General features: G+C 70.1%; 25 protein-coding genes. 13 read left to right on the top strand and 12 right to left on the bottom strand.

Annotated elements, in window-relative coordinates:
* Window positions 1-97: 97 nt before the first annotated feature.
* On the top strand, window positions 98-895 hold the full coding sequence (locus tag NMN56_RS16455; protein ID WP_274039526.1) for a site-2 protease family protein: 798 nt from the start codon (window positions 98-100) through the stop codon (window positions 893-895).
* Between the two features lie 338 nt (window positions 896-1,233).
* Here NMN56_RS16455 and NMN56_RS16450 read toward each other — a convergent pair whose 3' ends face one another.
* From NMN56_RS16450 to NMN56_RS16410, 9 genes are all read right to left on the bottom strand, one after another.
* Window positions 1,234-1,422: a hypothetical protein gene (locus NMN56_RS16450; protein WP_274039527.1), complete on the bottom strand. Its 189-nt coding sequence runs from the start codon at window positions 1,420-1,422 to the stop codon at window positions 1,234-1,236.
* A gap of 213 nt (window positions 1,423-1,635) precedes the next feature.
* Window positions 1,636-3,165 (bottom strand): MFS transporter, encoded by a 1,530-nt coding sequence (locus tag NMN56_RS16445; protein WP_274039529.1) that lies wholly within the window; start codon window positions 3,163-3,165, stop codon window positions 1,636-1,638.
* 91 nt (window positions 3,166-3,256) lie between these two features.
* Window positions 3,257-3,916, bottom strand: coding sequence for a hypothetical protein (locus NMN56_RS16440; protein ID WP_274039530.1), 660 nt, complete (start codon window positions 3,914-3,916; stop codon window positions 3,257-3,259).
* A gap of 32 nt (window positions 3,917-3,948) precedes the next feature.
* Complete coding sequence (npdG, locus tag NMN56_RS16435; RefSeq protein ID WP_274039531.1) at window positions 3,949-4,674, bottom strand: NADPH-dependent F420 reductase; 726 nt, start codon at window positions 4,672-4,674, stop codon at window positions 3,949-3,951.
* A 477-nt stretch (window positions 4,675-5,151) separates the two neighbouring features.
* Window positions 5,152-5,955, bottom strand: a complete 804-nt coding sequence (locus NMN56_RS16430; protein ID WP_274039532.1) for a TrmH family RNA methyltransferase — start codon at window positions 5,953-5,955, stop codon at window positions 5,152-5,154.
* 44 nt (window positions 5,956-5,999) lie between these two features.
* A complete protein-coding gene (locus NMN56_RS16425; RefSeq protein ID WP_274039533.1) occupies window positions 6,000-6,872 on the bottom strand; it encodes a carbohydrate ABC transporter permease in 873 nt (290 codons plus the stop codon).
* Window positions 6,869-7,726, bottom strand: a complete 858-nt coding sequence (locus NMN56_RS16420) for a carbohydrate ABC transporter permease (protein WP_274039961.1) — start codon at window positions 7,724-7,726, stop codon at window positions 6,869-6,871. The genes NMN56_RS16425 and NMN56_RS16420 overlap by 4 nt, the downstream gene beginning before the upstream one ends.
* 190 nt (window positions 7,727-7,916) lie before the next feature.
* The gene (locus NMN56_RS16415; RefSeq protein WP_274039534.1) at window positions 7,917-9,287 is read right to left on the bottom strand and encodes an ABC transporter substrate-binding protein; all 1,371 of its coding nucleotides are present in this window, start codon (window positions 9,285-9,287) and stop codon (window positions 7,917-7,919) included.
* Window positions 9,284-10,438, bottom strand: coding sequence for a sialidase family protein (locus tag NMN56_RS16410; RefSeq protein WP_274039535.1), 1,155 nt, complete (start codon window positions 10,436-10,438; stop codon window positions 9,284-9,286). The genes NMN56_RS16415 and NMN56_RS16410 overlap by 4 nt, the downstream gene beginning before the upstream one ends.
* 185 nt (window positions 10,439-10,623) lie before the next feature.
* Between NMN56_RS16410 and NMN56_RS16405 the strand changes: the two genes are divergently transcribed.
* The 8 genes from NMN56_RS16405 to NMN56_RS16370 all read left to right on the top strand — a co-directional run bounded on the left by NMN56_RS16405 (window position 10,624) and on the right by NMN56_RS16370 (window position 20,527).
* Window positions 10,624-11,235: a hypothetical protein gene (locus NMN56_RS16405; RefSeq protein WP_274039536.1), complete on the top strand. Its 612-nt coding sequence runs from the start codon at window positions 10,624-10,626 to the stop codon at window positions 11,233-11,235.
* Between the two features lie 179 nt (window positions 11,236-11,414).
* On the top strand, window positions 11,415-12,500 hold the full coding sequence (locus NMN56_RS16400; protein ID WP_274039537.1) for a substrate-binding domain-containing protein: 1,086 nt from the start codon (window positions 11,415-11,417) through the stop codon (window positions 12,498-12,500).
* Between the two features lie 215 nt (window positions 12,501-12,715).
* Window positions 12,716-14,074, top strand: a complete 1,359-nt coding sequence (locus NMN56_RS16395) for an ABC transporter substrate-binding protein (protein WP_274039538.1) — start codon at window positions 12,716-12,718, stop codon at window positions 14,072-14,074.
* A gap of 116 nt (window positions 14,075-14,190) precedes the next feature.
* The gene (locus tag NMN56_RS16390; RefSeq protein WP_430542600.1) at window positions 14,191-15,168 is read left to right on the top strand and encodes a carbohydrate ABC transporter permease; all 978 of its coding nucleotides are present in this window, start codon (window positions 14,191-14,193) and stop codon (window positions 15,166-15,168) included.
* A complete protein-coding gene (locus NMN56_RS16385) occupies window positions 15,165-16,025 on the top strand; it encodes a carbohydrate ABC transporter permease (RefSeq protein ID WP_274039539.1) in 861 nt (286 codons plus the stop codon). The genes NMN56_RS16390 and NMN56_RS16385 overlap by 4 nt, the downstream gene beginning before the upstream one ends.
* A gap of 224 nt (window positions 16,026-16,249) precedes the next feature.
* Complete coding sequence (locus tag NMN56_RS16380) at window positions 16,250-17,251, top strand: hydroxyacid dehydrogenase (RefSeq protein WP_430542599.1); 1,002 nt, start codon at window positions 16,250-16,252, stop codon at window positions 17,249-17,251.
* Window positions 17,248-19,203, top strand: a complete 1,956-nt coding sequence (locus NMN56_RS16375) for a DUF2264 domain-containing protein (protein ID WP_274039540.1) — start codon at window positions 17,248-17,250, stop codon at window positions 19,201-19,203. Before NMN56_RS16380 ends, NMN56_RS16375 begins: the two co-directional genes overlap by 4 nt.
* Before the next feature lie 43 nt (window positions 19,204-19,246).
* Entirely contained in the window at window positions 19,247-20,527 is a 1,281-nt protein-coding gene (locus tag NMN56_RS16370) for an MFS transporter (RefSeq protein WP_274039541.1), read from the top strand.
* A gap of 321 nt (window positions 20,528-20,848) precedes the next feature.
* On the opposite strand, the gene NMN56_RS16365 is transcribed toward NMN56_RS16370, so the two are convergent.
* Window positions 20,849-21,337, bottom strand: a complete 489-nt coding sequence (locus NMN56_RS16365; protein ID WP_274039542.1) for a MarR family winged helix-turn-helix transcriptional regulator — start codon at window positions 21,335-21,337, stop codon at window positions 20,849-20,851.
* A 109-nt stretch (window positions 21,338-21,446) separates the two neighbouring features.
* Between NMN56_RS16365 and NMN56_RS16360 the strand changes: the two genes are divergently transcribed.
* Window positions 21,447-21,791 (top strand): EthD domain-containing protein, encoded by a 345-nt coding sequence (locus NMN56_RS16360; protein WP_274039543.1) that lies wholly within the window; start codon window positions 21,447-21,449, stop codon window positions 21,789-21,791.
* A gap of 538 nt (window positions 21,792-22,329) precedes the next feature.
* Here the strand turns inward: NMN56_RS16360 and NMN56_RS16355 are convergent.
* A complete protein-coding gene (locus tag NMN56_RS16355) occupies window positions 22,330-22,581 on the bottom strand; it encodes a hypothetical protein (protein WP_274039544.1) in 252 nt (83 codons plus the stop codon).
* Between the two features lie 68 nt (window positions 22,582-22,649).
* Between NMN56_RS16355 and map the strand changes: the two genes are divergently transcribed.
* On the top strand, window positions 22,650-23,507 hold the full coding sequence (map, locus tag NMN56_RS16350; RefSeq protein ID WP_274039545.1) for a type I methionyl aminopeptidase: 858 nt from the start codon (window positions 22,650-22,652) through the stop codon (window positions 23,505-23,507).
* Between the two features lie 125 nt (window positions 23,508-23,632).
* Window positions 23,633-24,313, top strand: coding sequence for a biliverdin-producing heme oxygenase (locus tag NMN56_RS16345; RefSeq protein ID WP_274039546.1), 681 nt, complete (start codon window positions 23,633-23,635; stop codon window positions 24,311-24,313).
* Window positions 24,314-24,688: 375 nt separating this feature from the next.
* Here the strand turns inward: NMN56_RS16345 and NMN56_RS16340 are convergent, their stop codons facing one another.
* The gene (locus tag NMN56_RS16340; protein WP_274039547.1) at window positions 24,689-25,120 is read right to left on the bottom strand and encodes an ATP-binding protein; all 432 of its coding nucleotides are present in this window, start codon (window positions 25,118-25,120) and stop codon (window positions 24,689-24,691) included.
* 249 nt (window positions 25,121-25,369) lie between these two features.
* On the opposite strand from NMN56_RS16340, the gene NMN56_RS16335 reads away from it, so the two are divergent.
* A complete protein-coding gene (locus NMN56_RS16335; protein ID WP_274039548.1) occupies window positions 25,370-26,563 on the top strand; it encodes an RtcB family protein in 1,194 nt (397 codons plus the stop codon).
* Window positions 26,564-26,598 lie beyond the last annotated feature (35 nt).

The following is a 26,598-nucleotide window of genomic DNA, read 5'->3' as shown; positions in this document are numbered from 1 at the left end:
CAGCGGACACGGTCCTCTTGGGGCCCTCCCGCCCCAAGAGCCCAGTACGCCACTCGGAGTTCGCGGCGTGGTGCTGCGCCCGGTACGGTCTGGCTCCATGACCAGCGCATCCACCCATCCGGAGCATCACCGCATCAGTCCGGTCTTCATCGGGCTCGTCGCGATCATGGGGGTTTCCGGCTGGGCCGTCTGGTCGGGCCTGGCGGAGGTGACGGGCGTCGCCGTCTTCTTCTTCGTCGTCTCCACCTGGATCGTCTCGCTCTGCCTCCACGAGTACGCGCACGCGCGCTCGGCCCTACGGGCCGGTGACATCTCCGTCGGAGCCAAGGGCTACCTCACGCTCAACCCGCTGAAGTACACCCACGCGCTGCTCAGCATCGTGCTGCCCGTCATCTTCGTGATCATGGGCGGGATCGGACTGCCGGGCGGTGCTGTCTACATCGAGCGCGGGCGGATCAGCGGCCGTTGGAAGCACAGCCTGATCTCCGCCGCGGGGCCGTTGACCAACGCGCTCTTCGCCGTACTGCTCACCGCGCCGTTCTGGCTCGGCGCGATGGGGAACGTGCCGGTCGCCTTCCGCTGCGCCCTCGCGTTCCTCGCGCTGCTCCAGGTGACCGCCGCGATCCTCAACTTCCTGCCCGTTCCCGGGCTCGACGGCTTCGGCGTCATCGAACCCTGGCTCTCCCAGAAGACCCGCCGCCAGGCCGAGCCCTTCGCACCCTTCGGCCTCCTCATCGTCTTCGGCTGCCTGTGGATCCCCGAGGTCAACAGCGTCTTCTGGGACGGCATCGACGCGGTACTCCGCGCCCTGGGCGTCTCCGACCTGGAGACGTACTTCGGCCTCGAATACTTCCGCTTCTGGCAGGGCGAACCGCAGAACGTCTTCGTCCCGTAAGCGGGCTGTGTGCCCCCGTACGCGTATATACGGCCGTCCGCCATGCTGCCGGGACCCTCGCCGCTGTGGTTGCTCGCCGTCGCGGCAGGAGCGAACCAGAGGGCTGGCGCCCCCTGCAGCCCCCGCCCGGTCGCCGTGCTGCCGGCCCCGCACGGGTTCTGCCCCGACAGCGAGACGGGATCTGGCGGCGCCAGCCCTCACCGGCGCTCTCTCGCGTCAGCGAGAGGGGGTGCGGGGGCGCCAGCCCCCGCGGATGTTCCGCCGCGACGGCGAGCAACCACGGCAAAGAGGGTCCGGCAGCATCCGAGACGGCCGAACCCCCACGTACGACGGCAAGCTCACCCCGCGGTGGAGCGCCGGCCGCGCCGGTGGTAGTACCAGGCCATGTTGGAGGTGAGGCCGGCGAGGAGGACCCAGATGATGCCGATCCATCGGCCGTTGGCGAAGGAGACGACGGCCGCGACAAGGGCCAGAACGCAGATCAAGGTGGCGTAGAGGGCGAGGCCCTTGGGGATGCGGGCTGGCATGGCTCGGGGCTCCAGTCGGACGGAAGGTGCGGAGCACCATTGTCCCGCACCCCCTCATAGGGGTTGATGCCACCCACCGGGCACGCACTCACGCAAGGTTCACGCCACCCAGGGGCGCCCACACAGGGCGCCCCGCACAGGGCGCCCGCACACACGGGACGCCCACGCACCACGGGGCGCCCACAACCGCGGGGCCGCCCGCACAGGGCACCCTCACGCGCGGTCAGCGCGCGAGGCACGGCGCCCGTACCGGCGCCCGTACCACACGTCGGCGACGGCAACGACGAACGCGGCGGCAACGAAACCCAGCGCACCGAGCAGCCCATGATCGAGGGCCGTGGCCCAGTCGCGGCTGCTCGCGAGCCAGGCGAAGAAGATCGCTCCGACGGCGGCGATCCCCGCGGCTGAGCCGATCCGCTGGCCGGTCTGGAGCACGCCGCCCGCCGCGCCGCCCTGGGCAACGGGTACGGAGTGGAGCGCGAGGGTCTGGTTGGGGGAGATCACCAGTCCTGAGCCGAGTCCGGCGAGCAGGAAGGGCGCGACGAGGGCCCAGCCGATGGAGTGGCTGCGTACGAGGTCGACGGCGACGCCGGCCCCCGCGAGCCCGATCAGGACGAGCAGCAGTCCGAAGGCGATGAGCGGGCGCCCGACACGGGTGATGAAGCGGCCTCCGACGGCGGCCGAGATCGCGGACCCCACGGCGAAGGGCGTCATGGCGAGGCCCGCCTGGAGTGCCGTGTAGTGCATGCCGTTCTGGAGGAAGAGCGTGAAGACGAAGAAGATCGTCGTGAACCCGGCGAAGTAGAACAGCCCCAGCAGCACGCCCAGCGAGTACGAACGGGCCCGGAAGAGCCGCAGGTCGACCAGGGGTGCCAGGCCGCGCCGCAGATACTTGCGCTCCCACCACAGGAAGAGGCCGATCAGCGCGGCGCCCACGAGTACCAGGAGCCATTTGCCCTGACCGTGCCACTGCCGTTCCTCCACCAGCGGCAGCATGACCGCGACCACCCCGAGGCCGAGCAGCAGTACCCCGACGGGGTCGAGGGACTTGCGGTGCGCGGTGTCCCGTTCGGCGCAGGTGGAGGGCACGAGGCGCAGCGCGAGGAAGAAGGCGACGACGCCGATGGGGAGGTTGACGAAGAACACCCAGCGCCAGCCCTCGTCGGCGCCGAACGCCTGGATGAGCAGTCCGCCCAGCAGCGGGCCGACCGCGGTGGAGATACCGATGGTGGAGCCGAGCAGCCCGAACGCCTTGCCCCGCTCGTGTCCCCTGAAGAGTTGCTGGATCATGCCGGAGATCTGGGGGTTCAGCATCCCGCCGGCGAGCCCCTGTACGAGCCGCGCGGTGACCAGCCAACTGGCGCCCTGCGCCACGCCGCAGGCCATGGAGGCGACGGTGAAGAGGACAAGACCGCCGAGGAAGGCCGTACGCCGCCCGTACGCGTCACCGAGCCGTCCTGACGGTACGAGGGCGAGGCCGAAGGTGAGCGCGTAGCCGGACAGCACCCAGGAGAGGGCCGATTCGGAGGCGCCGAGCCCCTTCTCGATGGAGGGGAGCGCGACGTTCACGATGGACACGTCGAGCAGGGCCATGAAGCCGACGACGAGGCAGACCGAGAGCGCCTTCCAGCGCCGCGGATCGGGTACGTAACCTTCGCTGTCCTCCGCCCCTGTGGCGGCCCCCTCCGTGTCCGGGGACCCCGAGGCGGCTCCCTCCGCCCCCGAAGAGCGCTCCGTTCCCATACGTGCCTCCCGGCGGGCGCCCCTCCCCTTCGGCCGGGCGCCGCCTACACCATGATGGGTGGATTCGCCGGGTATCGCACATCGGAGGCGATCAGCTGCCCGCCTGCACTGCCAGTTCCCTGGCCACGTCGGTGACCTGCGCCTTTGTGACCTCGGACTTCTCGGTTCCACCATCACCGATACCGAAGATCAGTGCGACGTCACCCTTGCCCGCCACGGGGAGGCGGACGGAGGCCACGTTCCCGCTGGGCGTGAGCAGCGGCTTGCCGCGCGGCGCCTCGTTCGCCTTGGCCGCGTACGCCTTCAGCGCCTCCATGTCCATGCCGGCGTCGTGCTGGATCTGCGGGAGCAGCACGTTGACGGCCGTTCCCTTGCCGGTGCCGACGGTGAAGACGTGCACCCTCTCCTCGCCGATCCGGTAAGCGCAGTTCACCAGCGCGCCCCGGAACGAGTTGAGGGGTGCCTGCGGGTCGCTCTTGTCGGGGGACTCGCCCTCGACCTTGCCCTTCTTGACGCGTTCCTTGATGCCGGCGGCCTTGGTGGCTGCGGCCATGTCGTAGGAGACCGGGCAGGTGTCACCCGGATCGGCGGCCATCTCCTTGACCTTGCCGACGCTCAGCGCGGCACCGCCCCTGTCGTCACCGGAACCGCCGGATCCGCCGCCGGAACGGTCGCCCGAACCCGAGCAACTGGCGAGCACGCCCGCCAGCACCACGGCCACGGCCAGACCTGTGTACTTTCCGTCCCGCATGTGCTTGTCCGCGCCCCTCAGATGTCCGTGAATCAGATGTCCGTGAGGCGGACACCCGCGTGCGCCTTGTAACGGCGGTTGACGGAGATGAGGTTGGCGACCAGCGACTCGACCTGGTGCGCGTTGCGCAGCCGCCCCGCGAAGACGCCCCGCATCCCGGGGATACGGCCGGCGAGCGCCTGGACGATCTCGCAGTCGGCACGGACCTCGCCCAGCACCATCACGTCCGTCTCGATCTCCTCGACCTCCGGGTCGGAGAGCAGGACGGCCGACAGGTGGTGGAAGGCCGCGGTCACCCGCGAGTCCGGCAGCAGCGCAGCCGCCTGCTCCGCCGCGCTGCCCTCCGCCGGCTTCAGCGCGTAGGCGCCCTTCTTGTCGAAGCCCAGCGGGTTGACGCAGTCCACGACGAGCTTGCCGCGCAGTTCCTCACGCAGCGACTCGACGGTCTTCGCGTGCCCCTCCCACGGCACGGCCACGATCACGACATCCGCGCGCCGCGCGCACTCCGCGTTCTCGGCGCCCTGAACACCGTTGCCGATCTCGTCCGCCGCCTGCTGCGCCCGCTCGGCGGCCCGCGACCCGATGATCACCGCCTGCCCCGCACGCGCCAGCCGATACGCGAGCCCGCGCCCCTGATCACCCGTACCACCCAGCACGCCAACGGTCAGCCCGGAGACATCGGGCAGCTCCCAGGGGTCCTTCCTGGGCGTGGGCTTGTCGGCGGCGGAAGCGGAGGCTGAGGGCTCAGGAGTCGTCATACGCAGAATCCTGCCACCCCCCGAAACACCCCGCAGCGCCGAGCCCCGTGAAGACGATCACGTTCCCCCGGGCCGCCGGCGGAGGACTTGCGCCAGGGCGCGGCGGAGAGGCCGTAGGCGTACAACTCGAACTTCGCGCCATCCGTTGAGCTTGCCCCTGACGTTGTCCCGTAGCGGGCCACGGCTCGCTTGTCCGGCGGGCTCACCACGAGGTCGGCGGCGCTCTTTCCGCCGCTGGAGCCGGGTGCCTCGTTCAGCCGCATGTGTGCGTGCTCGCCAGCTTGGGCCCGCTGTCCTTCGTACGGCACTGCCATCTCCCCCTACCCGTCTGCGACTTCAGCCACGGGCGCGCTGTCACCACACTGTGCGCGGGAGCACGTGCGCTCTGTTATCAGGCAGGCACCTTAACGCCGGAGCTTCGGCGGGGGTCAACCGCCTCAGTGGCGCTGGAACAGGTGAGAGGGCAGAGGCCGGGGGTCACCGGCGTTGGCGGGCCGTCTCGTAGAGGAGGGCGGTGGCGGCGTTGGCGGCGTTGAGGGAGGTGGCCGCGCCCTGGATGGGGATGCGGAGGGTGTGGTGGGAGTGGGTGCGCCAGGTGGTGCTGAGGCCGGTGGTTTCGTTGCCGATGAGGAGGAGGACGGGGCCGGTGAGGTCGGCGTCGTAGAGGGGGGTCTCGCCGTCCTCGTCGGTGGCGAGGACCGTGACGTGCGGGGGCAGCCAGTCGAGTACCTCGTTGGGTGAGGGAACGCGTACGGCGGGGAGCGCGAAGAGGGAACCGGTGCTGGCGCGGACCGACTTGGGGTCGTAGAGGTCCGCGGCGTGGCCCGTGACGATCAGGCCGTCGGCGCCGAAGGCGTCGGCCGAGCGCAGGAGCGAGCCGATGTTGCCGGGGCTCGTGGGGCGGTCGAAGAGGACACCGAGGAACGTGTCGCCCACGGGGATGCGGGACAGGCCGTCCTCGGGCATGGCGACGACGGCGATCAGCTCGGCGCCGGGCTCGTCGCGTTCGCTCAGTTCGGCGAGGAGTTCGGGCGCGAGGGCGACACGTTCGCCGCCGATGTGGTCGGAGGCGAGCAGGTCGCGGGCCCAGTCCGACAGGCGGCTGCCGTAGGGGTGGAGGAGGGCGCGTACGGGCCAGCCGTGTTCGACGGCGAGCGTGATCGGACGTACGCCCTGCACCAGGAACTCGCCGGCGCGGCGGCGCTTGCTGCGGTTGGTGAGAAGGGCCTGCCACTGCTGGAAGCGGGCATTGCGGGTCGTGATCCGTTGGACTGTGCGCACCGGTGAAGGCTATCCGGGCCCGCTTACGGTTCTCCGGCCTCGGGTCAGTTCTTGACGCTGCCCTCGGTGAGGCCCGCGCGCCAGTACCGCTGGAGTGCGCCGATCAGGAGCATCAGGGGCAGGACGGAGAGGAAGGCGCCGCCGACCGTGTACTGGTACAGCTCGGGCTGGCGGTCGGCGTAGCCCTGCCAGGTCGTCAGGCCGAGTTGGATGGGGTAGAGGTCCGAGTCGGACAGCATCACCAGGGGCAGGAAGAAACTGTTCCAGATGTGTACGAACTGGAAGAGGAAGACGGTGACCAGCGCGGGCGCCATCATGCGCAGCCCCAGCGTGCGGAAGATCCGGGCCTCGCCGGCACCGTCGATACGGGCGGCCTCCAGCAGGGAGTCGGGCACGGCCGCCGTGGCGTAGATCCGGCACAGGTAGACGCCGAAGGGGCTGACCACGCTGGGCAGCAGCACCGCCCAGTAGGTGTTGACCAGGCCGATCTCGCTGAAGAGCAGGTAGAGCGGCAGGGCGAGCACGGTGTGCGGGAGCAGCACCCCGGCGAGTACGACGTTGAAGACCGTCTCGCGCCCGGGAAAGGGGAACTTGGCGAGCGCGTATCCGGCCGCCGCCGACAGCAGGGTCGCGGCGAGCGCGCCTCCGCCCGCGTAGAGGAGGCTGTTGAGCGACCAGCGCAGGAAGACGTGGTTGTCGAAGCGGAGCAGGTCGCCGAGGCGTTCGAGGGGGCGGGGGTCGGCGAACCAGAGGCCGAAGGTGCCGAAGAGGTCACCGCTGGACTTGGTGGCGGAGACGGCAAGCCAGTAGACGGGCAGCAGGAAGTAGAGCGCGGCGACGGTGAGGAGGGAGAGGACGAGGACGCGGAGGCGCAGGGGGGTCGCCCCTGCCCGCGTCGGCGGGCGCGGCGGGGTCACCGGTCGCGCTCCCGTTGGCTGCCGACGAGCCGCAGGAAGCCGAACGAGAGCACGCACGCGACGAGTGCGATGAGTACGGCCTCGGCGGCTGCCGCGTGCTGGTTGTTGCTCTTGAACGCCTGGTGGTAGGCGTGCAGGTTGGGGGTGTAGCCGGAGTCGATGGCGGGGGCCAGCGGCTTGAGGACCATCGGTTCGGCGAACAGCTGAATGGTGCCGATGATGCTGAAGACCGTGGTGAGGACGAGCGCGGGCCGGATGAGCGCGAGCTTGATGTGCCGTGCGGTCTGCCACGCGCTCGCGCCGTCGATACGGGCCGCCTCGTACAGCTCGCCGGGTACGGACTTGAGCTGCGCGATCAGCACGAGCATGTTGTAGCCGGTGAACTGCCAGGTGACGATGTTGGCGATGGACCACAGGACGGTGGACTGGGAGAGGAAGTCGACGTCGGCGCCGACGCCCCGCGCCAGTTCCACCAGCGGGCTGATCCCGGGGACGTAGAGGAAGCCCCACAGGATGGAGGCGATCACTCCGGGAACGCCGTAGGGCAGGAAGTACGCGGTACGGAAGAAGCCGACCCACCGCGCCGAAGCGGAGTCCAGGAGCAGCGCCAGCGCGGTGGCGAGCAGCAGCATCAGCGGGATCTGTACGACGGCGAAGAGCAGCACCCGCCCGAAGCCGGTCAGGAAGAGGCCGTCGTCCAGGGCATGCGCGTAGTTGTCGAGGCCGGCGAAGGCCGTGCCCGTTCCGCCGAGTCCGAGCGGGCCGCTGCGGGTGGGCTTGAGCAGGCTCTCGTAGAGGGCGTAGGCGATCGGCGCGACGAAGGTGAGGAGGAAGAGCGCGCCGAACGGCAGCAGGAACCCGGCAGCCGACCGCGTGTGCCGCGCGCGGCCCGTGCGGTGCGTGAGGCCGGTGCGGTGCGTAAGGCCCGTGCGGTGCGTAAGGCCCGTGCGGCGCGTAAGGCCCGTGCGGCCGGTGTAATCGGCGTGACCTGTGTGGCCCGTACGGCCGGTGCGGCGGGGGCCGCGCGCGTTGGGGGGTGCCACCTCAACCCGCCTTCACCTTCAGCCCCTTGTCCTTCAGGTCCGTGACCGTCTCCCGCTGCACCTGCGCCAGCGCCTTACGGAAGGACATGTTCCGGTCGGTGACCGCGTCGGTGAAGGCGTCGCCGAAGCGCTGCTGGAAGGTGTCCATCAGCGGGCCCCACTGCCACCGGGTGTCCACGGCCCTGTCGGCGCGCGCGAAGACGTCGCTGTAGTGCTGGCCCCCGAAGAAGGCACGGTTCTTCTCGGTGTCGGCCGGCTTCCAGCCGCGGGTGGCGGCGGGCCATCCGGCGCCGCCCTCGATGAGGGCCTGGAGGGCACGGGGGTCGGAGTTGAGCCAGACGGCGAAGTCCGTCGCGTCCTTCGGGTAGCGGCACTTGGCGAAGACGGCGGTGGTCGAACCGCCCCAGTTGGCGTGCGCGTTGTCGCCCTCGCGCCACTGCGGGAGCGGCGCCACACGCCAGGCGCCCTTGGTCTTGGGCGCGTTGCCGACGATCAGCGCATCACCCCAGCCGGCGCCGAGCCAGGCGGCGATGCGGCCGGTCTGGAGGTTCTTGTACCAGGCGTTCTGCCGGTCGGGGTCGGTGCGGACGAGCTTCTCCCTGACCAGCCGTTCCCACAGGTCGACGACCTTGCGGGTGGGCGCGTCGTCCACGGTGACGGTCCACTCGTCGCCCTCGGCACGGAACCACCGCGCGCCGGCCTGCCAGGCGTAGCCGGCGAAGCGGTACCCGTTGGTCGGTGCGAACGTCTCGATGTACGCGCCCTCTGCGCGGACGCGCCGCGCCGTCTCCTCGTACTCCTCCCAGGTGGCGGGCGGCTCCAGGCCCCATCTGCCGAACAGGTCCTCGCGGTAGAAGAGGCCCATGGGCCCCGATGCCTGCGGGATGGCGAAGACGGACTTCCCGAAGACGGACTGGGCCCACTGCCAGCCGGTGAAACGGTCCTTGACCTCGGCCGCGCCGTGCTCGGTGAGGTCGGCGAGGCCGTTGCCGAGGAGGAAGCTGGGTACGGTCATGTACTCGATCTGGCCCAGATCGGGCGGGTTGCCCGCCTTCACGGCCGCGTGCATCTTGGCGTACTGCGCGCCGTCGACGGGCGAGACCTTCTCGACCTTGACACGTACCTCGGGGTGCCGCTCGTTCCACATCGCCACGGGCTTCTCGATGCCCGGCACCCATGCCCAGAAGGTGAGCGTGATCTTCTCGCCCTTCTTGCGCACGCGCGGTCCTTCACCCCCGCCGTCGTCGCCGCCCCCGCACCCGGCGGCGAGCGTGGCCCCTGCGGCAGCGGCTGCGCCGAGTACGGCCCTGCGGCCCACACCCCTTCCCGCCCCCGCCTCCGCTCTCGTTCCCGGTCCCGCCCCAGTGCTCATGTCAGCTCCTCCACGGGAACGCGCCGGAAGGTGACCGTGCTGTACGCGCTGGTTTCGCCCGTCTCGTAGAGCAGTCCGAGCGTGGTCCGGTCCACGCGCACCAGGTCGGAGTAGGCGGCGGGCCGCTCGTCCACGGTGTGCGCCGTGCGCCAGGTGACGCCGCCGTCGTCGCTCGCGCGTACGGTCATACGGCGGCGCAGCTCGGGGTCGGCGGGGGCCGAGAACAACAGCACGTCGGGGTCGCGGAGTTGCAGGACACTGCCCTGCACGACGGGAGCCGTCAGTTCGGGTTTCGGCTCGAAGGGCGCCGTCAGCGTCTCGCCGCCGTCCTCGGACACGGCGTCGGCGCGGTGCGCGGCGGGCGCCGGGGGCTCGGTGTCGTTACGGGTGTTGAAGTAGACGCGGCCATCGGGGAGTTGGGCCGCCGTTGTCTCGTTGACGTTCACCCGGCCGTCCGGGTCGTCGTCGAGGTAGCCGAGGCGCCAGGTGGCTCCGCCGTCGTCGCTGAGCAGGTCGTGGCCGCCGTTGTAGCGGCCCTCGGTACCGTTGTCGCCCGGCTCGCTCGGCGGGATCGAGTGGTTGGCGGGTACGACGACGCGGCCGGCGCCCGGGCCCGCGTCCAGCTGGATCGCGTGCCCCGGTGTTGTGGCGTACCAGCGCCATTCGGGCCGCTTGACCGCTTCGGTGATCTCGCGGGGCTCGCTCCAGGTCGCACCGCCGTCGTCGCTGTGCCTCACCCATACGCGGCGCCCGTCGGCCTGCGTGACCAGACCGCGGCGGATACGGTCCTCGGTCGCCGCCGCGGCGTTGCGCACGAACACCAGCAGCAGCCGGCCTTCGGCGAGCACCACGGGCGCGGGATTGCCCGCCGTGCCGTCGCCGTGCTCGGCGACGACCTGGAGGCGCCCCCAGGTGAGGCCGCCGTCCTCGGACCGCTTCGCGACGATGTCGATGTCGCCGCTGTCGGCCGACGAGTCGACCCTGCCCTCGGCGAACGCGAGTACGGCACCGTCGGGTGCCCGCACACACGCGGGGATGCGGAAGCTGGCGTACCCCTCGCTGCCGGCCCGGAACGGCACGGAGGTCTCGTACGGCGCTGAGCTCTGGTTCCGAGCGGAGTCCTGGTTCGGAGCGGAGTTCTCGTACGGCATGGAGCGGCTCCAACTGCCAAAGGGAGAACGTCCCTTGACCACCAAAGGTAGAACGTCCCTTGTCCTGTCGCGCACCGTAGGCAGACCGGAAGAGGCCGTCAAGGAACGGGACATGAACCCCTTTCGGGGGACGTTGGTGCCGTCGCCGCAGCGCGGTCCTGACGCCGGGGCGACAATCCGGCGGTATGGATGCGGTACAGGTCGCGGCACTGCGCGAGATCTTGGCGGGAAGCGAATGGCTCCGTGACACCCGGCGGTTCGGGGGTGCGCTGCGGAGCACGGTCGGCGCGCGGGGCGGCGGGCTGCTGCTGGTCGGCACCGCGACCTACGAGCCCTGGCACCTGGCGGCGCACCTCGACGACGAGGCGGCGTGGTCGGGGCTGCCCGAGCTGGCGCCCACCCTCGTACGGCACACCGTGCCCCGTTCGGCCCCCGCGCACCTCTCCGTCGGTCTGGGCCGCGTCGAGTCCGCAGGCCGCGCCGAGACGCTGCTCGTCGTGAGCGAGGGGCGGGGCGCGGGGGAAGCCCTGCTGGAACGGGTGGACGGCGCGCGCCGCGCCGGTGCCACGGTCTTCGCGCTCGCCTCGCCCGAAGCGGAGTGCGAACTCTCCGCACTGGCCCACGAGTCCCTGACCTCCGAGGGCCCGGACGGTATCGGCCTGGAGACCGTCCAGCACCTGGTGAGCGCGGCTGCGGGAGAGTCCGTCGCGGCACGCTCCCGGGCGCCCCGCCGGCTGCGCGACCACCTCACCCGCCTCGCCGACCACCTCACGGCCCCCGCGCCCGCGCCCTGGTGAGCGCGGCCCCTGGCCGGCCGACCACCTCGTAGCCCTGGCGTCCGCCGGCGGTGAGACGGGCTGCCCCGCTGTCCTGCTCCCCAGCTCCCCAGCTCCCCAGCTCCCCAGGTGGGACGGTGCCCCGCTGTCCGGTGATCGCTATGCTGCGGGGGAAAACGGTCAAACGAACAGGGGGCCGGATGCGGGAGCACTCCGTGACGCGGCGGGAGCGTGTGGTCGAGGCCGTACGGCTGCGCGGTGAGGTACGGGTCGCGGACCTGGCCGACGAGTTGGGGGTCTCCGTCGTCACGCTGCGGCGGGACGTCGAGGAGCTGGCCCGGCAGGGAAAGGTGCGGCGGGGGCACGGCGTGGCCCGTTCGCTCGCGCCGGCGCAGCCGCTTCCGCACGGCGGGGCACCCGTCGGGCTGATCGTTCCCGAGCACCACTCCTACCTGTTCGAGGCGGTACGCGGCGCCAGGACCGCGCTGGAGGGCGCGGGGGTACGGATGGCGATGCACATCGCGCAGCACGTACCGGGCGCCGAGCAGACCATGGCCCGCCAGGCGCTGGAGCAGGGTGCGCGCGGACTGCTGATCGCGCCGCGCTGGCGTACGGCGGACGCACCCGCGCTGGACGAGCGCTGGATGGCCGAACTCCCCGTTCCCGCCGTGCTGTTGGAGCGTGCTGCGGCACCGGGCTCCGCGCTGCACGCGATGGACTCGGTACGCAGCGACCACTGGTACGGGGCGCATCTGGCGCTGGAGCACCTGATCGGGCTCGGCCACCGCCGTATCGTGCTCGCGGCCCGCGACGACAGCCCGACGGCGCGCACGCTGCGTGCTGCCTTCGCCGAGATCGCGCGGGCGCGGCCCGAGGTCGAGGCATGGACCACGGTGCTCAGCTCGCAGCACGCCACCCCCGAACCGCCGCCCGAGGGCGAGGGCGCGGCGCCGCCGGTCGAGCTGGCCGCGGTGCTCAGCGAACACCGTGCGACGGCGGCCGTGCTGCACGCTGACGTGGACGCGCTGATGCTGGTGCAGCAGTTGCGGGACGCGGGCGTACGGGTGCCGGAGGAGTGCTCGGTCGTCGCGTACGACGACATGGTCGCGGCACTGGGCAGCCCGCCGCTGACGGCGGTCTCGCCGCCGAAGGAGGAGTTGGGGCGCGTCGCGGCCGAACTGTTGCTGCACCGGCTGGAGCATCCGCGCGGGGTCGCGCCGGAGGCGGTACGCCATGTCGGGCTGCTGCCCGAGCTGAAGATACGGGGGTCGGCCGTCGAGGTGTGAGGGGGCGGCTGCGGCTGGGCCGCCGTGCTTGCTCGGCTAGCGCCGCGCTTGTTCCGCGCCCGTCCCGTTGTGCCTTCTCCCCTGTGCCGGTCGGCGAACTTCGGTCGCCTGCCGATCGTTTGACCGTTTTAGTTTCTTCTGATCGACCCATTGACCCCTTCCTCGGGGGCGATCAGGATGCCGGTGTTCCCCCCTCCGCCCCAAGGAGGCACCCTGTGCACGCCCGTCGTATCCGCATCGCACTCACCGCACTCGCCACCGCAGCCCTGCTCGTCACCACGGCCTGCACAGGCTCAGGTGGAGAGGGAGCCGACGCCAGGAACTCCCTTGGCGACGGCCCCGTTCACCTCACGTTCTGGTCGTCGCTGCGCGGCAGCCAGGAGGTCGTGGACGCGTTCAACAAGAGCCAGGACCGTATCCGTGTCGACTTCGAACAGGTTCCCTCCGGCCAGCTGGGCGGCTACGCCAAGCTCAGCAACGCCGCCCGCGCCGGCAATGCGCCCGACGTCGCCACCATCGAGTACCCGCAGGTGCCCGGCTTCGCCATAGACGGCGTCGCACGCGATCTGACACCCCTGATGAGCGACAGGCTGCGGAGCAAACTGCTGCCGCAGGCGCTCGCGTTGACCACGTTCGAGAAGCGCACCTTCAGCGTTCCGCAGGACGTGGAGCCGATGGTCTACCTCTACCGGCGCGACCTGTTCAAGAAGCACGGCATCAAGGTGCCCCGCACCTGGGAGGAGTTCGAGAAGGCCGCCGCCCAGGTGAAGCGGGCGGAGCCCGGATCGCGCATCGCCACCTTTCCCACCGACGGCGGGCACCATCTCGCGGGGTTCGCCTGGCAGGCGGGCGCCCGCTGGTTCGACACCTCGGACAGCACCTGGACCGTCTCCATGACCGACAAGCCCACCCGCAAGGTCACCTCGTACTGGCAGCGGCTCATCGACAGGAAGCTCGTCTTCCTCAACTCCGTCGACACCCAGGCCGGAACGGCCCAGGTGGGCCGCGGCGAGGTGTTCGGCAAGCTCACCGGCGCCTGGGACGCGGGCGGCACGATGGCGGCGCAGCCCGCCCAGAAGGGCAAGTGGGGTGTCGCGCCGCTCCCCCAGTGGGAACGCGATCTCAAGCGCGGCAAGCCCCGCGTCGGCACTCACGGTGGGTCCACGTTCGCCGTCACCAAGGACAGCGAACATCCCAAGGAAGCCATGGAGTTCATCGAGTGGCAGGTCTCCAGCCCGGCGTCCTGGCGGGCCCGGCTCTCCAGCGGTATCAGCAGCCAGTACCCGGCGGCGAAGGGGCTGCTGCCGGTCGTGCGTAAGGCCATGGACACCGACTTCTTCGCCGGTCAGGACATCTATCGCCTCTTCCGGCGCGAGGCCGGGCACATCTCGCGCGACTGGACGTGGGGGCCGCGGATGACCGCCACGCTCAAGACCCTTCAGGACGGGCTCGCCCGGGCCGGGGGCGGGGACGGCACCGTTCTCGGTGCGGTTGAGGAGGCTCAGCGGTCGACCATGCCGGACTTGAAGTCGCTCGGGCTTGACGCGCGGTTGCGGGAGGGGGGTCGTCGGTGAGGGTGTTTTCCTGGGCTTCTGTTTCCTGGGCTTCTGTTTCTTCTTCGGCCTCCGTTTCTTCTTCGGCCTCCGCTTCGTCCTTGGCCTCCGATTCTTCTTCGGCCTCCGCTTCGTCCTTGGCCTCCGCTTCCTTGGCCTCCGCCTCGTCCGGTGCTCGGCCCGGCTCCGGCCGAGCGCGTGCGCGGCGTATCGCTCGGCGACGGGAAAGGGGGGCCTGTGCCGCGCTGATGGCGCCGTTCCTCGTGTTGCTGGTCGTCGTTTTTCTCGTGCCTGTGGGGGGCGCCGTCTGGCTCAGTTTCTTCAGCGACGATCAGCCGGGGCTCGGGTTCGGGCCCGAGCGGACCGTCTTCGCCGGGCTCCGCAGCTATGAGGCCGTGCTGTCCGATCCCACCTTTCTCGCCGGGCTCGGCACCGCCGCGCTCTACTGCCTCGTCTATATCCCGCTCATGGTGGTGGCCGCGCTCGCGCTCGGCCTGCTGCTCGACTCCGGCGCCGTACGGCTGCGGCGTACAGCGCAGCTCGCGCTGTTCCTGCCGCACGCCGTGCCCGGGATCATCGCCGCGATCATCTGGCTGTACCTCTACACGCCCGGGCTCAGCCCCGTCCTCGATCTGCTCGCCAAGGCCGACCTCACCGTCGACTTCCTCGGGGTCCATCTGGTGCTGCCGTCCATCGTCAACATCGCCGTGTGGAGCAACCTCGGCTACAACGTCATCATCTTCTACGCCGCGCTCCAGGCCGTTCCGCGTGAGGTGATCGAGGCCGCCGTCGTGGACGGTGCGGGGCCCGTACGCACCGCGCTCCAGGTGAAGGTGCCGCTGGTGCGCAGCTCTGCGGTGATGGTCATGATGTTCACGCTGATCTGGTCGCTGCAATTGTTCACGGAACCGATGCTGCTCAGTCAGTCGACGCCCGTTGTCGGCAGCCGCTTCACGCCGAACATGTACATCTACGATGCGGCGTTCACGCGTAACAACTACGGCTTGGCAGCCGCCGCCTCTGTGGTTCTCCTCGTCGTCACCATTGCCCTTTCCTACGGCCTCAGCCGTTGGACCAATCGCGCTGCACGCGCGCCTGAGGAGGCCGCACGGTGAGTGTTACCCCGCCTTCGCTTCGCCCCCGGATGCTGGGGCGTGGCGCCGTCAACGCGATCGTCGGGCTCTCCGCGCTGTACACGCTGCTGCCTGTGCTGTGGCTGCTGCTGGCTGCCACGAAGGACCGTGGCGCGCTGTTTCGCAGCGACCTGTTGTCGCTGGGTGATTTTTCGCTGGGCGACAATCTGTCGGCGCTGTTCTCCATGGAGGGCGGTATTTACGGGCGTTGGTACGTCAACAGCCTGTTGTACGCCGTACTCGGCGCGCTCATCGGTGCGATGGTCAGCGTCGCGTGTGGTTATGCCTTCGACAAGTACAGGTTCCGGCACAAGGAGAAGCTGTTCGGGCTTGTGCTGGCGGGGGTGATGGTACCGCCTACTGTGCTGGCGCTGCCGTTGTATCTCATGGCGTCGAAGGTTGGTGTGGTGAACACCTTTTGGTCGGTGTTCATTCCCGTACTTTTCAACCCCTTCGGGGTGTATCTTGGGCGGATTTTCAGTCAGGGGTATGTGCCGAATGAAGTTCTTGAGGCTGCTCGGGTTGATGGGGCGGGGGAACTCGCGTCTTATTTCCGTGTGGCGTTGCGGATGTTGGGGCCTGGGGTTGTCACTGTGTTTCTGTTTCAGTTGACTGCCATCTGGAACAATTTCTTTCTGCCGATGGTGATGCTTTCTGATCAATCGCTCTTTCCTGTGAGTTTGGGGCTGTATGTGTGGAACAGTTCGGCTGTTGTGACGCCGGATTACTATCCTGTGGTTGTGGTGGGGGCGTTGCTGGCTGTGTTGCCGCTTGTTGCTGCGTTTGTGGTTTTGCAGCGGTATTGGAAGGCTGGGCTTACTGCGGGGAGCGTTAAGTAGTTATTTTGGGGCTTCGCCCCTGTACCCTGTTGTGGTTCCTGTGGTTTTGCCCCAGGTTTCTGTTTTTTTATATGGGGCTTCGCCCCCTTGCCCCCGTTGGCCTCGCCGGCCGGGCGTCGGGGGGCTCCGCCCCCCGGCAATCCCCCCGCCAAAAGGGGCTCCGCCCCCTCTGGACTCCCCCGGCCGTATCGGGGCCAGGCTCTTGTGAAGTGAGAGGTGAACGTATGCGCGTGCGTGCGGGTGTGGCTATGGATAGGCGCGTGGCGTCAGTTGTGCTGAAGGCGCCTGTCTGGCGGGAGTTGGCCTCGGTGACGGAGTTGGCTCCTCTGGTGCTGGATGACTTCGGCACGGTGGAGGCGCGGGGGGTGCTGGCTGAGGTTGAGGTGTTGGTCACGGGGTGGGGGTGTCCGGTGCTGGATGCGGAGGTGTTGGGGTGGGCTCCGCGGTTGCGGGGTGTGGTGCATACGGCGGGGAGCATCAAGGGGCATGTCACCGACGCGTGTTGGGCGCGCGGGGTGGAGGTGTCCTCGGCGGCGGTGGCGAATGCCGTGCCCGTGGCCGAGTACACGGTGGCGATGGTCCTGCTGGCGGGGAAACGGGTGCTGGAGGCCGCACGGGAGTACAAGAGCGCGCGCGCCCGTGGGGACTGGCTGTGGCCCGACCCGTTGATGGGGAACTACCGGCGCACGGTGGGGGTGCTCAGCGCCTCGTTGATCGGGCGCCGTGTGATCGAGCTGCTGCGGCCCCATGATCTGGACGTGCTGCTGTACGACCCGTACGTCGATGAGGGTGAGGCGGCTGCGCTGGGTGCGCGTAAGGCGGAGTTGGGCGAGGTGTTCGCGGTGTCCGACGTGGTGAGCGTGCACGCGCCGCTGCTGGAGGCGACGCGGGGGCTGGTGAGCCGCGAGCTGCTGGCCGCGCTGCGGGACGACGCCACGGTGATCAACACGGCGCGGGGTGCCGTCGTGGATCAGGAGGCGCTGACCGACGAGGTACGCGCCGGGCGGCTCCGCGCGGTGCTGGATGTGACCGAACCGGAGGTGCTGGCGGCGGACCATCCGCTGTGGGACTGCCCCAACGCGCTGCTCACCCCGCATATCGCGGGGTCGCAGGGCAACGAGTTGGACCGGCTCGCCGACTTCGCCATTGCCGAGGTGCGCCGTTGGGTGGCGGGTGAGGGGTTCGCTCACGGGGTGCGCCGGGACAGGAAGGAGTTCCTGGCGTGACGGGGCCGGGCGGCGGGGTGGCGGGGGTGCTACTGCCCGATTTTGACTGGGAGTTGAGTCCTCGTACCGGGTTCACGCGTGCCCATTGGGAGGCCGCCGCCGACGGGATGCTGCGTGCCGCCTGGCGCTGGGCCAGTCCGGGTGGGGCGCTGCTGGATCTGCCGGGGAGGGCCTCGGTTTCCGGGGTGCGTTCGGACGGATTGGAGGGGTACGCGCGTACTTTTCTCGCCGCCGCCTTCCGTACTGCTGGGGCCGGGGGCGAGGTGGGTGAGGGCACCCCCTGGTTGCTGGAGCGGTATGCGGAGGGCCTTGCGGCCGGTACGCGTACGCCTGGGCGTGCGGACGCCGAGTCCTGGCCGCTGATCCTCGACCATCCGGGCGCGGGGCAGCCCATGGTGGAGGCCGCCTCGGTCGCGCTCGGGCTGCGACTCACCCGGCCGTGGCTGTGGGACCGGCTCGGTGGTGACGTGCGGGACCGGGCCGAGGAGTGGTTGCGCGGTGCGCTGCGGCACACTCCGGCGCCGAACAACTGGTACCTGTTCCCGCTGACCGTCGCCGGGTTCCTGGAGTCGGTGGGCAGGGGTGACGCGGAGACGGACGCCGCCATCGGGCGGGGGCTCGCGCTGCTGGACGGGTGGTGGCGGGGCGACGGGTGGTACGCGGACGGGGACGGACGCGCCTTCGACCACTACAACGGCTGGGCGCTGCACCTGTATCCCGTACTCCATGCCCATCTCGCGGGGGATGCCCGGTTGTTGGAGCGTTACGGTCCGCGGCTGCGCGCACACCTGGAGAGCTTCGCGCTGCTGTTCGGGGGCGATGGTGCGCCCGTCCACTTCGGGCGCTCGCTGACCTACCGTTTCGCCGCCGGTGCCGCCGTCGCGCTCGGCGCGCTCACCGGGCACACGCCACTCGGGCCGGGTGTCTCCCGGCGGCTGCTGAGCGGCGCGCTGCGCTACTTCCTCGACCGGGGCGCGCTCGACGCCGACGGACTGCTCACCCTCGGCTGGCACGGGCCCCATGACGCCTCGCTGCAGAACTACTCGGGCCCGGCCTCGCCCTACTGGGCGTCCAAGGGCTTCGCGGCGCTGCTCGTTCCCGCCGGTGATCCGCTGTGGACCGCGCGGGAGGAAGAGGCGCCCAGCGAGGGGCAGGACAGGGCGCTGGCCGTCGCCGCACCCGGGTTCCTCGTGCAGACCACAGGGTCCGACGGGGTCGTACGGCTGCACAACCACGGCAGCGACCATGTGCGGCCCCGCGAGGGTGAGGCGTACGCGGACGAGGATCCGCTGTACGCGCGGTTCGCGTACTCCACGGTCAGCGGGCCGTGCGCCGCGGACAACGTGCCCGACAACCATGTCGCGCTCGCGCTCCCCACCCGGCCCCGTACGTGGAGCGTGCGGCGGCGTGTCCATCCCCTCGGGTGCTGGTCCTCGCCGGACGGCCGGTTCGGGTGGGCCGCCTCCTGGCACCGGCCCGTCTTCCCGCCGGGCTCACCCGAGGTGCCCTCGCTGCGCGTCGAGAGCGTCACGCTGGTGCGCGGCCGGTGGGAGGTGCGGGTGCACCGGGTTGTGGGGGCTCCGCCCGGCACGCGGCTGCGGGTCACCGGCTGGGCGACCGAACTCCCCACCGCGCTCAGCCCGTTGTGGGGGCTGGCCTCCACCGGGCCGCTCCGCGCACCGCACGGCACCGCGTTCGTACGGTGGGCCTCGGTGCCCGCACTCGTCGGCGAACCCCCGCTCGTCGCCGCCCTCGCCACCCTCGGGGACGGGGACGGGGACGGGGACGGGGCCGGAGACGGGGCCGGAGACGGGGAGGGGGATGCGGGCGGGGCGGGTCCCGCGCCGTATGTCCGCGTCGGCGCGGGGGCGTTGAGCGTGGTCTGGGCCGGTTTCACGGCGCTCGTTCGCTTCGATCCGCTGGTGGTGGAGCAGGAGGAGCCGCCCGGGTAAAAGCAGTTGCCGTGCCATGGGGGGCTGAGGAGCATGAGCCGTCGTGCTTCCGGATCTGTCTCCCTGGCGTGCCTCGCGCGACTTCCGGCTGCTGTGGACCGCGGGTCTGATCACGGTCTTCGGCAGCTTCCTGACCTTTGTGGCCCTCCCCCTTCAGCTCAAGGAGCTGACCGGGTCGGCCGCGGCGGTCGGCGCGCTCGGCGCCGTGGAGCTGGTACCGCTGATCGTCTTCGGGCTGTACGGCGGTGCGCTCGCCGACGCCGTGGACCGTCGCAGGCTGATCCTGTGGAGCGAGGCCGCGCTCGGCGCCGTAGCCGCGGGGCTGCTGCTCAACACGCTGCTGCCGCACCCGCTGGTGTGGCCGCTGTACGGCGCCGCCGCGGTCACCAGCGCGCTGACCGGCATCCAGCGCCCGGCGCTCGACGCGATCGTGCCCCGCATCGTGGCGCACGACCAGTTGAGCGCGGCGGCTGCGCTGAACGCGCTGCGGTGGCAGGTGGGCGGTGTGGCGGGGCCCGCGCTGGCGGGCCTGCTGATCGCGTACGCGGGGCTGGAGACGGCGTACGCGATCGACGTGGCCACGTTCGCGTTCTCGGTGCTGCTGAGCCGCGGGCTGGCACCCTCGCCCGCGGCGCACGACGCGCAGAAGCCCTCGTGGAGCGGCATCCTGGAGGGAGCGCGGTACGCGTGGGGGCGCAAGGAACTGCTGGGAACGTACGCGGTCGATGTGGCCGCGATGCTGTTCGCGTTCCCGATCGCCCTGTTCCCCTTCATGGCCGACCAGTTGGAAGCGGAATGGTCGCTGGGGCTGATGTACGCGGCGCTGCCGTTCGGTTCGATGCTCGTGAGCGCGACGAGCGGCTGGTCAGCACGGGTGCACCGGCACGGCAGAGCCGTGGTGCTGGCCGCGCTGGGCTGGGGCGTCTCGATGACGGCCGCCGGCTTCGCGGGCAACGTGTGGCTCGTCCTGCTGTGCCTGACGCTCTCGGGCGCCTTCGACATGGTGAGCGGCATCTTCCGCACAACCATGTGGAACCAGACGATCCCCGACGAGCTGCGCGGCAGACTCGCCGGGATCGAGTTGCTGTCGTTCTCCGCCGGGCCCCAACTGGGGCAGGTGCGCTCGGGCGGGGTGGCGTCCCTCACGTCCGTACGTGCCTCGGTGTGGTCAGGCGGCCTGGCGTGCGTGGCGGCCGTGGGGCTGCTGGCCGTGACCCTGCCGAAGTTGATGTCGTACGACGCGCGGACGAGCGAGCACGCGAGAGCCGTGCGGCTCTCGCGTGTGGGTACCGGTGGGGCCGGGGGCGAGGGACCTCGTAGCTGACGGCCCCGTATCTTTCCTGGCCTGACGGCCCTCGCCCCCACTTTTGCCTGACGGCTCCCGTCCCCACCTGGGCCTGACGGCTCCCATCTCTCCCTGGTCTGACGGCTCCCGTCTCTCCTGGTCTGCGGGCCCCGGGGGTCTCTTGCTGCCGGGCCCGGGCCCGAGGCGCTGTGACCCTGGGCTCAGCGCCCGGGGCCCAGCTCGGGAGGCCGGGCTCAGCGCTGGCGGGCGGCGCTCAAGCGCGCATCACCGGAAGACCACCCGGCCAGGAACCCTGTTCGGCCCGTACATTCCGTGCATGACCGGTGGGGATACGGCTGGTCAGCGCGGTCGCCCGGTGGAATCACCTGCCTCCCGCCGCACGGTTTCGGCGACGCTGGAGAGCGCTGCGCCGAGGTGACGGCGCTGCACAGCGGTGAGCGGCTCAAACACGAGTCGGCGCACCTGTGCGACGTGTCCCGGCGCGCTGTCGACCACCTTCTGCCGACCGCTGTCGGTCAGCGTCGCCAGGGTGTAGCGACCGTCGCGCGGGTCGATTCGGCGAGCGGTCCACTCTCGCGCCTCAAAGCGGTCCATCAGCTTCGACAGCCGCGGGAGGGTGCTGTCGCAGTCCCGGGCCAACTCGCTGAAGCGCATGGTGGATTGATGCGCCATCGACAGCCGGGCGAGCACGCTGTACTCGAAGTTCGAGATGCCGGCGTCGCGCTGCAACTGGCGGTCCAGCGCCGCGGGAAGCGCGATCACGACGGTGAGAAGGTCCTGCCAGAGTTCCTGCTGCTCGGTGTCGAGCCACGGTGACGGTTCATCCATGTGATCCATATTACTTGCCTGGGCAAGAAATATCTATTGCCTAGGCAAGTCAATACCGTCTACCTTGTGAGTTGCCCAGGCAAGTTAATCTCGGCCTCAAGGAGTCCCTGTGATCAAGCTCAGCATCTTCCTGACCCGGCGGCCGGACCTCTCCCACGACGAGTTCGTGGACTACTGGACGCAAAAGCACACCCCCCTGCTCTCGACCCTGCCCGCCGGAGAGGTCCCGGTCCGGCGCTACGTCCAACTGCTGCCCACCGACGACGAGATCCCTGGCATCAGCACCGCTGACTACGACGGTGTCGCCGAGGTGTGGGTCGACAGCATCGCCGACGCCACTCGCTGGTTCACCTCCGACACCTACACCACCACCATCGCGGCGGACGAGGAGAACTTCCTCGACCGCTCCCGGACCCGCTTCCTCTACTCGACCGAAAGCCCGATCTTCGGCTGAGCACCGCCGCCCGCGCCGACTCGCCCCGGGGGGCCTCCAGCCGACTGTAGGCAGATCGCTCTGCCCGGGCCCGGGTCGGGTCCCAGGCGACCTGAGGCGGCGATGCCGCCGGTGCCGCCCGTCCCGGCCTGGCTGGACAAGAAGGGCGGGCGCCCGGAGGGCTACTGCCCTGCCGGATGCTGGATGCGACCGGTCCGACTCGATCTCGCCGGCCCTCGGGACTGGGCCGCACGGACCGCCTCCTCCCGCGTAACCTCCACCCGCTCACGAGCGGAAGCCTCCCGCGCTTCCGGAAACCCCGACACCGACGTCATCGCCCCCCGGACGATCAGGCGGAAGCAAGCCGCAGGATCTCTCCCTCCCCCGGGAAGCACCACGCCTGACCAGCGAAAACTCAACGATCGCGGTCGGCTGAGATACGGCTTCTCAGAGCTGGGAGGCCGGTTCTGGTCTCAGGGCGTTCAGCTCCGGCCGGGGGGGGGTCAGCTCCGACCTGGAGTCAGCTCCGGCCGGGGGGAGTTCAGCTCCGGCCGGGGGTTCAGCTCCGGCCCGGCGGCTCTTCCTGGCCGCCCGCTCGGGGGGTGCCGCTGTCGTGCCAGCGTGGGTCGTTCTCCCACTCGGAGGTGCGCTCCCGCGCGGTCTGCAGGGCGTGCTCGGCCTCCTCGCGGGTGGCGTAGGGGCCCATCCGGTTCTTGCCGGGCGACTGGGGGCCCTCCTCGACCTTGCCCTCCTCGACGTTGAAGAACCACTCGCCGGGCTTGCCGACCGTCTTCCGCTTGAACAGAGCCATGGGGCCATGGTCCCCCACCCACGCTCTCGCCGCAGCACCCGGCGAAGCGACGGCCTAGACTCGCGAACATGTCTGGCCAGTCACTTCTCGTACCCGGCACGGTTTCCCCACCCCGTTCCGTGCCCACCTCGATCCCCCGCCCCGAATACGTCGGCAAGCCCGCACCCACCCCGTACGACGGGCCCGAGGTGCAGGAAGCCGAGACGGTGGAGCGGATGCGGGTCGCGAGCCGTATCGCGGCGCGCGCACTGGCGGAGGCGGCGAAACACATCGCGCCGGGTGTCACCACGGACACGCTGGACGAGGTGGCGCACACCTACATGGTCGAGCACGATGCCTACCCGTCCACGCTGGGTTACCGCAGCTTCCCCAAGTCCCTGTGCACCTCGGTCAACGAGGTCATCTGTCACGGCATCCCCGACTCCACCGTGCTGCGCGACGGGGACATCGTGAACCTCGATGTGACCGCCTTCATCGACGGCGTGCACGGCGACACCAACGCGACGTTCCTGTGCGGCGACGTGGACGAGGAGTCCCGGCTGCTCGTGGAGCGGACGCGCGAGTCGCTGAACCGCGCCATCAAGGCGGTCAAGCCCGGCCGCCAGATCAACATCATCGGCCGGGTCATCGAGTCGTACGCCAAGCGCTTCGGCTACGGCGTCGTACGGGACTTCACGGGCCACGGCATCAACACATCGTTCCACTCGGGGCTGATCATCCCGCACTACGACGACCCGCGTGCGACGACGGTGATGCGTCCCGGGATGACCTTCACCATCGAGCCGATGCTGACGCTGGGCACGTACGAGTGGGAGATGTGGGAGGACGGCTGGACGGTCGTCACCAAGGACAGGAAGCGGACGGCGCAGTTCGAGCACACGCTGGTGGTGACGGGCACGGGGGCCGAGGTCCTCACGCTTCCCTGACGGAGAAGCGGGTACGGGTTTCCCGACAGGGCGTCGGCAACATCTTGACTTAGGTAAGCCTAAGTACCAGGATCAACGGTACAGCGCTACGGGCCGCACGCCCTGTCGGTCCACTTGTGCCCGCTATGCACCCTCGGGAGCCTGCCTTGACGTCTGCTTCGGACTTCTCCGCCCTCATTCGCACCGCCTCGCAAGAGCAGCACACCGAGGCCGAGGGGTCGGCCTTCATGAGCGAACTTCTCGGCGGCAGGCTCGGTCTTGAGGCGTACACCCGCTACACCGAGCAGCTCTGGTTCGTGTACCGCGCCCTGGAGGAGTCGGCCGGCTCGCTGGCCGACGACCCCGTCGCCGGGCCCTTCGTACGCGGCGACCTCTTCCGCCTCCCCGCACTCGAACGCGACCTCACCCACCTCCACGGCGGCACGTCCTGGCGCGACGGGCTCACCCCGCTTCCCGCGACGGCCGCCTACGCGGACCGTATCGCCGAGGTCGCCCGCGACTGGCCGGCCGGCTACGTCGCGCACCACTACACCCGCTACCTCGGCGACCTGTCCGGCGGCCAGATCATCCGGGGCACGGCGGAGAAGACGTGGGGCTTCGCGCGCAAGGGCGACGGCGTCCGCTTCTACGTCTTCGACGCCATCGCGAACCCGGCCGCCTTCAAGCGGGAGTACCGCGCCCTGCTGGACGCGGTACCGGTCGACGATCTCGAAAAGCAGCGCATCATCGACGAGTGCAAGCGCGCTTTCGCGCTGAACACTCGCGTGTTCGCGGACCTCGGCGCGCGGTTCCGCCTCCCGGCGTAACCCTCGCCCCTTTCGCGCGGCAACCCCCTGTTAGCGCCGGAGTCCCCTCTTCCGTCCCCTCTTCGCGCCGCGCCCCCTTCTCGCCGCAGCGGCGCGCAACCAGCTCGGACAGGGTCCGGCGGAATACGTACGCGCCGGAGCAGCTTCCTGGACGGCAACGGCCCGCCAACTGGCGGCAGTTCGGCACCGCCGGACTGCGGTACCGGGGTGCTCGCCGTCGCGGCGGGAAGGGGGTTGAGCCGCTCGCCGTCGCGGCGGAAGAGCGGAAGGGTGCGGGGGCAAAGGGGTTGGGCCGCCGGTCGTTGGGACGGGGAGAGGGGGCCGTACGCCGTCGGGGGCAACGGGATGGGCGGTGGGCCGGGCCCCGGGAGGGGCTCAGGCGCGGAACCAGACTCGTTTTCCGCCTCCCTCAAGGCGTTCCCAGCCGAGCCCGTTGGCGACCTCCCTCAGCATCCACAGCCCGCGGCCCTCCTCGGCCCACCAGTCGGGGAGGGAGACGACGGGCAGCATGTCCGAGACGTCGCGGACCGACACCTCCACGGCCTCGCTCCCCACCCGTCGCACCGTCAGCTCGCACCGTGGGCTGCCCGCGTGGCGGGCGACGTTGCTCAGCAGTTCCGTCACCCCCTGCAGCACCACGTCCCGTACCTGCGGTTGTTGCTGCCACTCGTCCATGGCCCGCTTCACCAGCCTCCGGAAATGCGCCAGTTCGCGCGGACGCGCGGTCAGTTTCCACGTGTACGAGAGCGGCGGCGCGACCGCTGCTCCCTGTTGGGTCCTGCTGCTGCGGTCTTCGGCGCGTGCCATGTGTTCTCCCAGGTGGTGCGGTGCCCCAACAGACTGTCCGGGCACGGATGTTCACCGCAAGCGCTTCACGGCCCGATGGCCGGTAAGCGACCGTAAGTACCCCGGTGGCGTACGGCATGGCGGAAAACTCTTTGCGGTCGCAGGTGCGTCGCTGGGCACAATGGGTTCCACGCCTTCCCGAGAACGTACTGGCACAAGCGCCGGGCTAGGCGGTCATTTGCTTATTTGCTCAGGGGGAGTCGAGCCGTCATGTCGCATGTCGAAATACCTGGTGCACGGGTGCCCATCCGGATGTGGGCCGATCCGTCGAGCGTCGAGGATGCCGCGCTGCGGCAGCTTCAGAACGTGGCGACACTGCCGTGGATCGAGGGCCTCGCCGTGATGCCTGACGTGCACTACGGCAAGGGCGCAACGGTCGGGTCCGTGATCGCGATGCGGGGGGCCGTGTGCCCGGCCGCCGTCGGGGTGGACATCGGGTGCGGGATGTCGGCGACGAAGACGTCGCTGACGGCGAACGATCTGCCCGGTGACCTCTCACGGCTCCGCTCGAAGATCGAGCGGGCCATACCGGTGGGACGCGGTATGCACGAAGAGCCGGTGGGCCCCGACAGGGTGCACGGACTGCCGACCTCCGGCTGGGACGACTTCTGGAGCCGGTTCGACGGGGTGGCGGAGTCGGTGAAGTTCCGGCAGGAGCGTGCCACCAAGCAGATGGGAACGCTTGGCGGAGGCAATCACTTCTGTGAAGTTTGCATCGATGAGGAGGGCTCGGTCTGGCTGATGCTGCACTCCGGTTCCCGGAACATCGGCAAGGAACTGGCTGACTTCCACATCGGCCAGGCCCAGAAGCTGCCGCACAACCAGGGCTCGGTCGATCGCGACCTCGCCGTGTTCGTCGCCGACACACCGCAGATGGCCGCCTACCGGCACGACCTGTTCTGGGCGCAGGAGTACGCGAAGTACAACCGCGCGCTGATGATGGGCCTTCTCCAGGACGTCGTACGCAAGGAGTTCAAGAAGGCGAAGCCCGTCTTCGAGCAGACGATCTCGTGCCACCACAACTATGTGGCCGAGGAGACGTACGACGGCGTCGATCTGCTCGTCACCCGTAAGGGAGCGATCCGCGCGGGCGGCGGGGAGTACGGGATCATCCCGGGCTCGATGGGCACAGGTTCATACATCGTGAAGGGCCTCGGCAACGCCGCCTCGTTCAACTCCGCCTCGCACGGCGCCGGGCGCCGCATGAGCCGTAACGCGGCGAAGAAGCGGTTCACCGAGCAGGACCTGGCCGACCAGACGCGGGGCGTGGAGTGCCGTAAGGACTCCGGCGTCGTGGACGAGATACCCGGCGCCTACAAGCCGATCGAGCAGGTCATCGACGCACAGCGCGACCTCGTCGAGATCGTGGCCAAGCTGCGGCAGGTCGTCTGTGTCAAGGGCTGAGCACCACGTGGGGAGTGCTCACCCCTGCGGGGAGC

Origin of the sequence: Streptomyces iconiensis (assembly GCF_028657195.3) — a bacterium.
In the GTDB taxonomy this organism is placed as follows: Bacteria; Actinomycetota; Actinomycetes; order Streptomycetales; family Streptomycetaceae; genus Streptomyces; species Streptomyces iconiensis.
Note: the sequence above shows the minus strand (reverse complement) of the source record. Positions and strands in the feature narration are given on the sequence as shown.

Bases quoted from the DNA above. Each gene is read 5' to 3' on its own strand.
- NMN56_RS16345 (WP_274039546.1), top strand. From the start codon at position 23,633: ATGCACCCTCGGGAGCCTGCCTTGACGTCTGCTTCGGACTTCTCCGCC.
- NMN56_RS16445 (WP_274039529.1), bottom strand. From the start codon at position 3,165: ATGGGAACGGAGCGCTCTTCGGGGGCGGAGGGAGCCGCCTCGGGGTCC.
- NMN56_RS16355 (WP_274039544.1), bottom strand. From the start codon at position 22,581: ATGGCTCTGTTCAAGCGGAAGACGGTCGGCAAGCCCGGCGAGTGGTTC.
- NMN56_RS16450 (WP_274039527.1), bottom strand. From the start codon at position 1,422: ATGCCAGCCCGCATCCCCAAGGGCCTCGCCCTCTACGCCACCTTGATC.
- NMN56_RS16455 (WP_274039526.1), top strand. From the start codon at position 98: ATGACCAGCGCATCCACCCATCCGGAGCATCACCGCATCAGTCCGGTC.
- npdG (WP_274039531.1), bottom strand. From the start codon at position 4,674: ATGACGACTCCTGAGCCCTCAGCCTCCGCTTCCGCCGCCGACAAGCCC.
- NMN56_RS16340 (WP_274039547.1), bottom strand. From the start codon at position 25,120: ATGGCACGCGCCGAAGACCGCAGCAGCAGGACCCAACAGGGAGCAGCG.
- NMN56_RS16405 (WP_274039536.1), top strand. From the start codon at position 10,624: ATGGATGCGGTACAGGTCGCGGCACTGCGCGAGATCTTGGCGGGAAGC.
- NMN56_RS16365 (WP_274039542.1), bottom strand. From the start codon at position 21,337: ATGGATGAACCGTCACCGTGGCTCGACACCGAGCAGCAGGAACTCTGG.
- map (WP_274039545.1), top strand. From the start codon at position 22,650: ATGTCTGGCCAGTCACTTCTCGTACCCGGCACGGTTTCCCCACCCCGT.
- NMN56_RS16335 (WP_274039548.1), top strand. From the start codon at position 25,370: ATGTCGCATGTCGAAATACCTGGTGCACGGGTGCCCATCCGGATGTGG.
- NMN56_RS16410 (WP_274039535.1), bottom strand. From the start codon at position 10,438: ATGCCGTACGAGAACTCCGCTCCGAACCAGGACTCCGCTCGGAACCAG.
- NMN56_RS16415 (WP_274039534.1), bottom strand. From the start codon at position 9,287: ATGAGCACTGGGGCGGGACCGGGAACGAGAGCGGAGGCGGGGGCGGGA.
- NMN56_RS16380 (WP_430542599.1), top strand. From the start codon at position 16,250: ATGCGCGTGCGTGCGGGTGTGGCTATGGATAGGCGCGTGGCGTCAGTT.
- NMN56_RS16440 (WP_274039530.1), bottom strand. From the start codon at position 3,916: ATGCGGGACGGAAAGTACACAGGTCTGGCCGTGGCCGTGGTGCTGGCG.
- NMN56_RS16400 (WP_274039537.1), top strand. From the start codon at position 11,415: ATGCGGGAGCACTCCGTGACGCGGCGGGAGCGTGTGGTCGAGGCCGTA.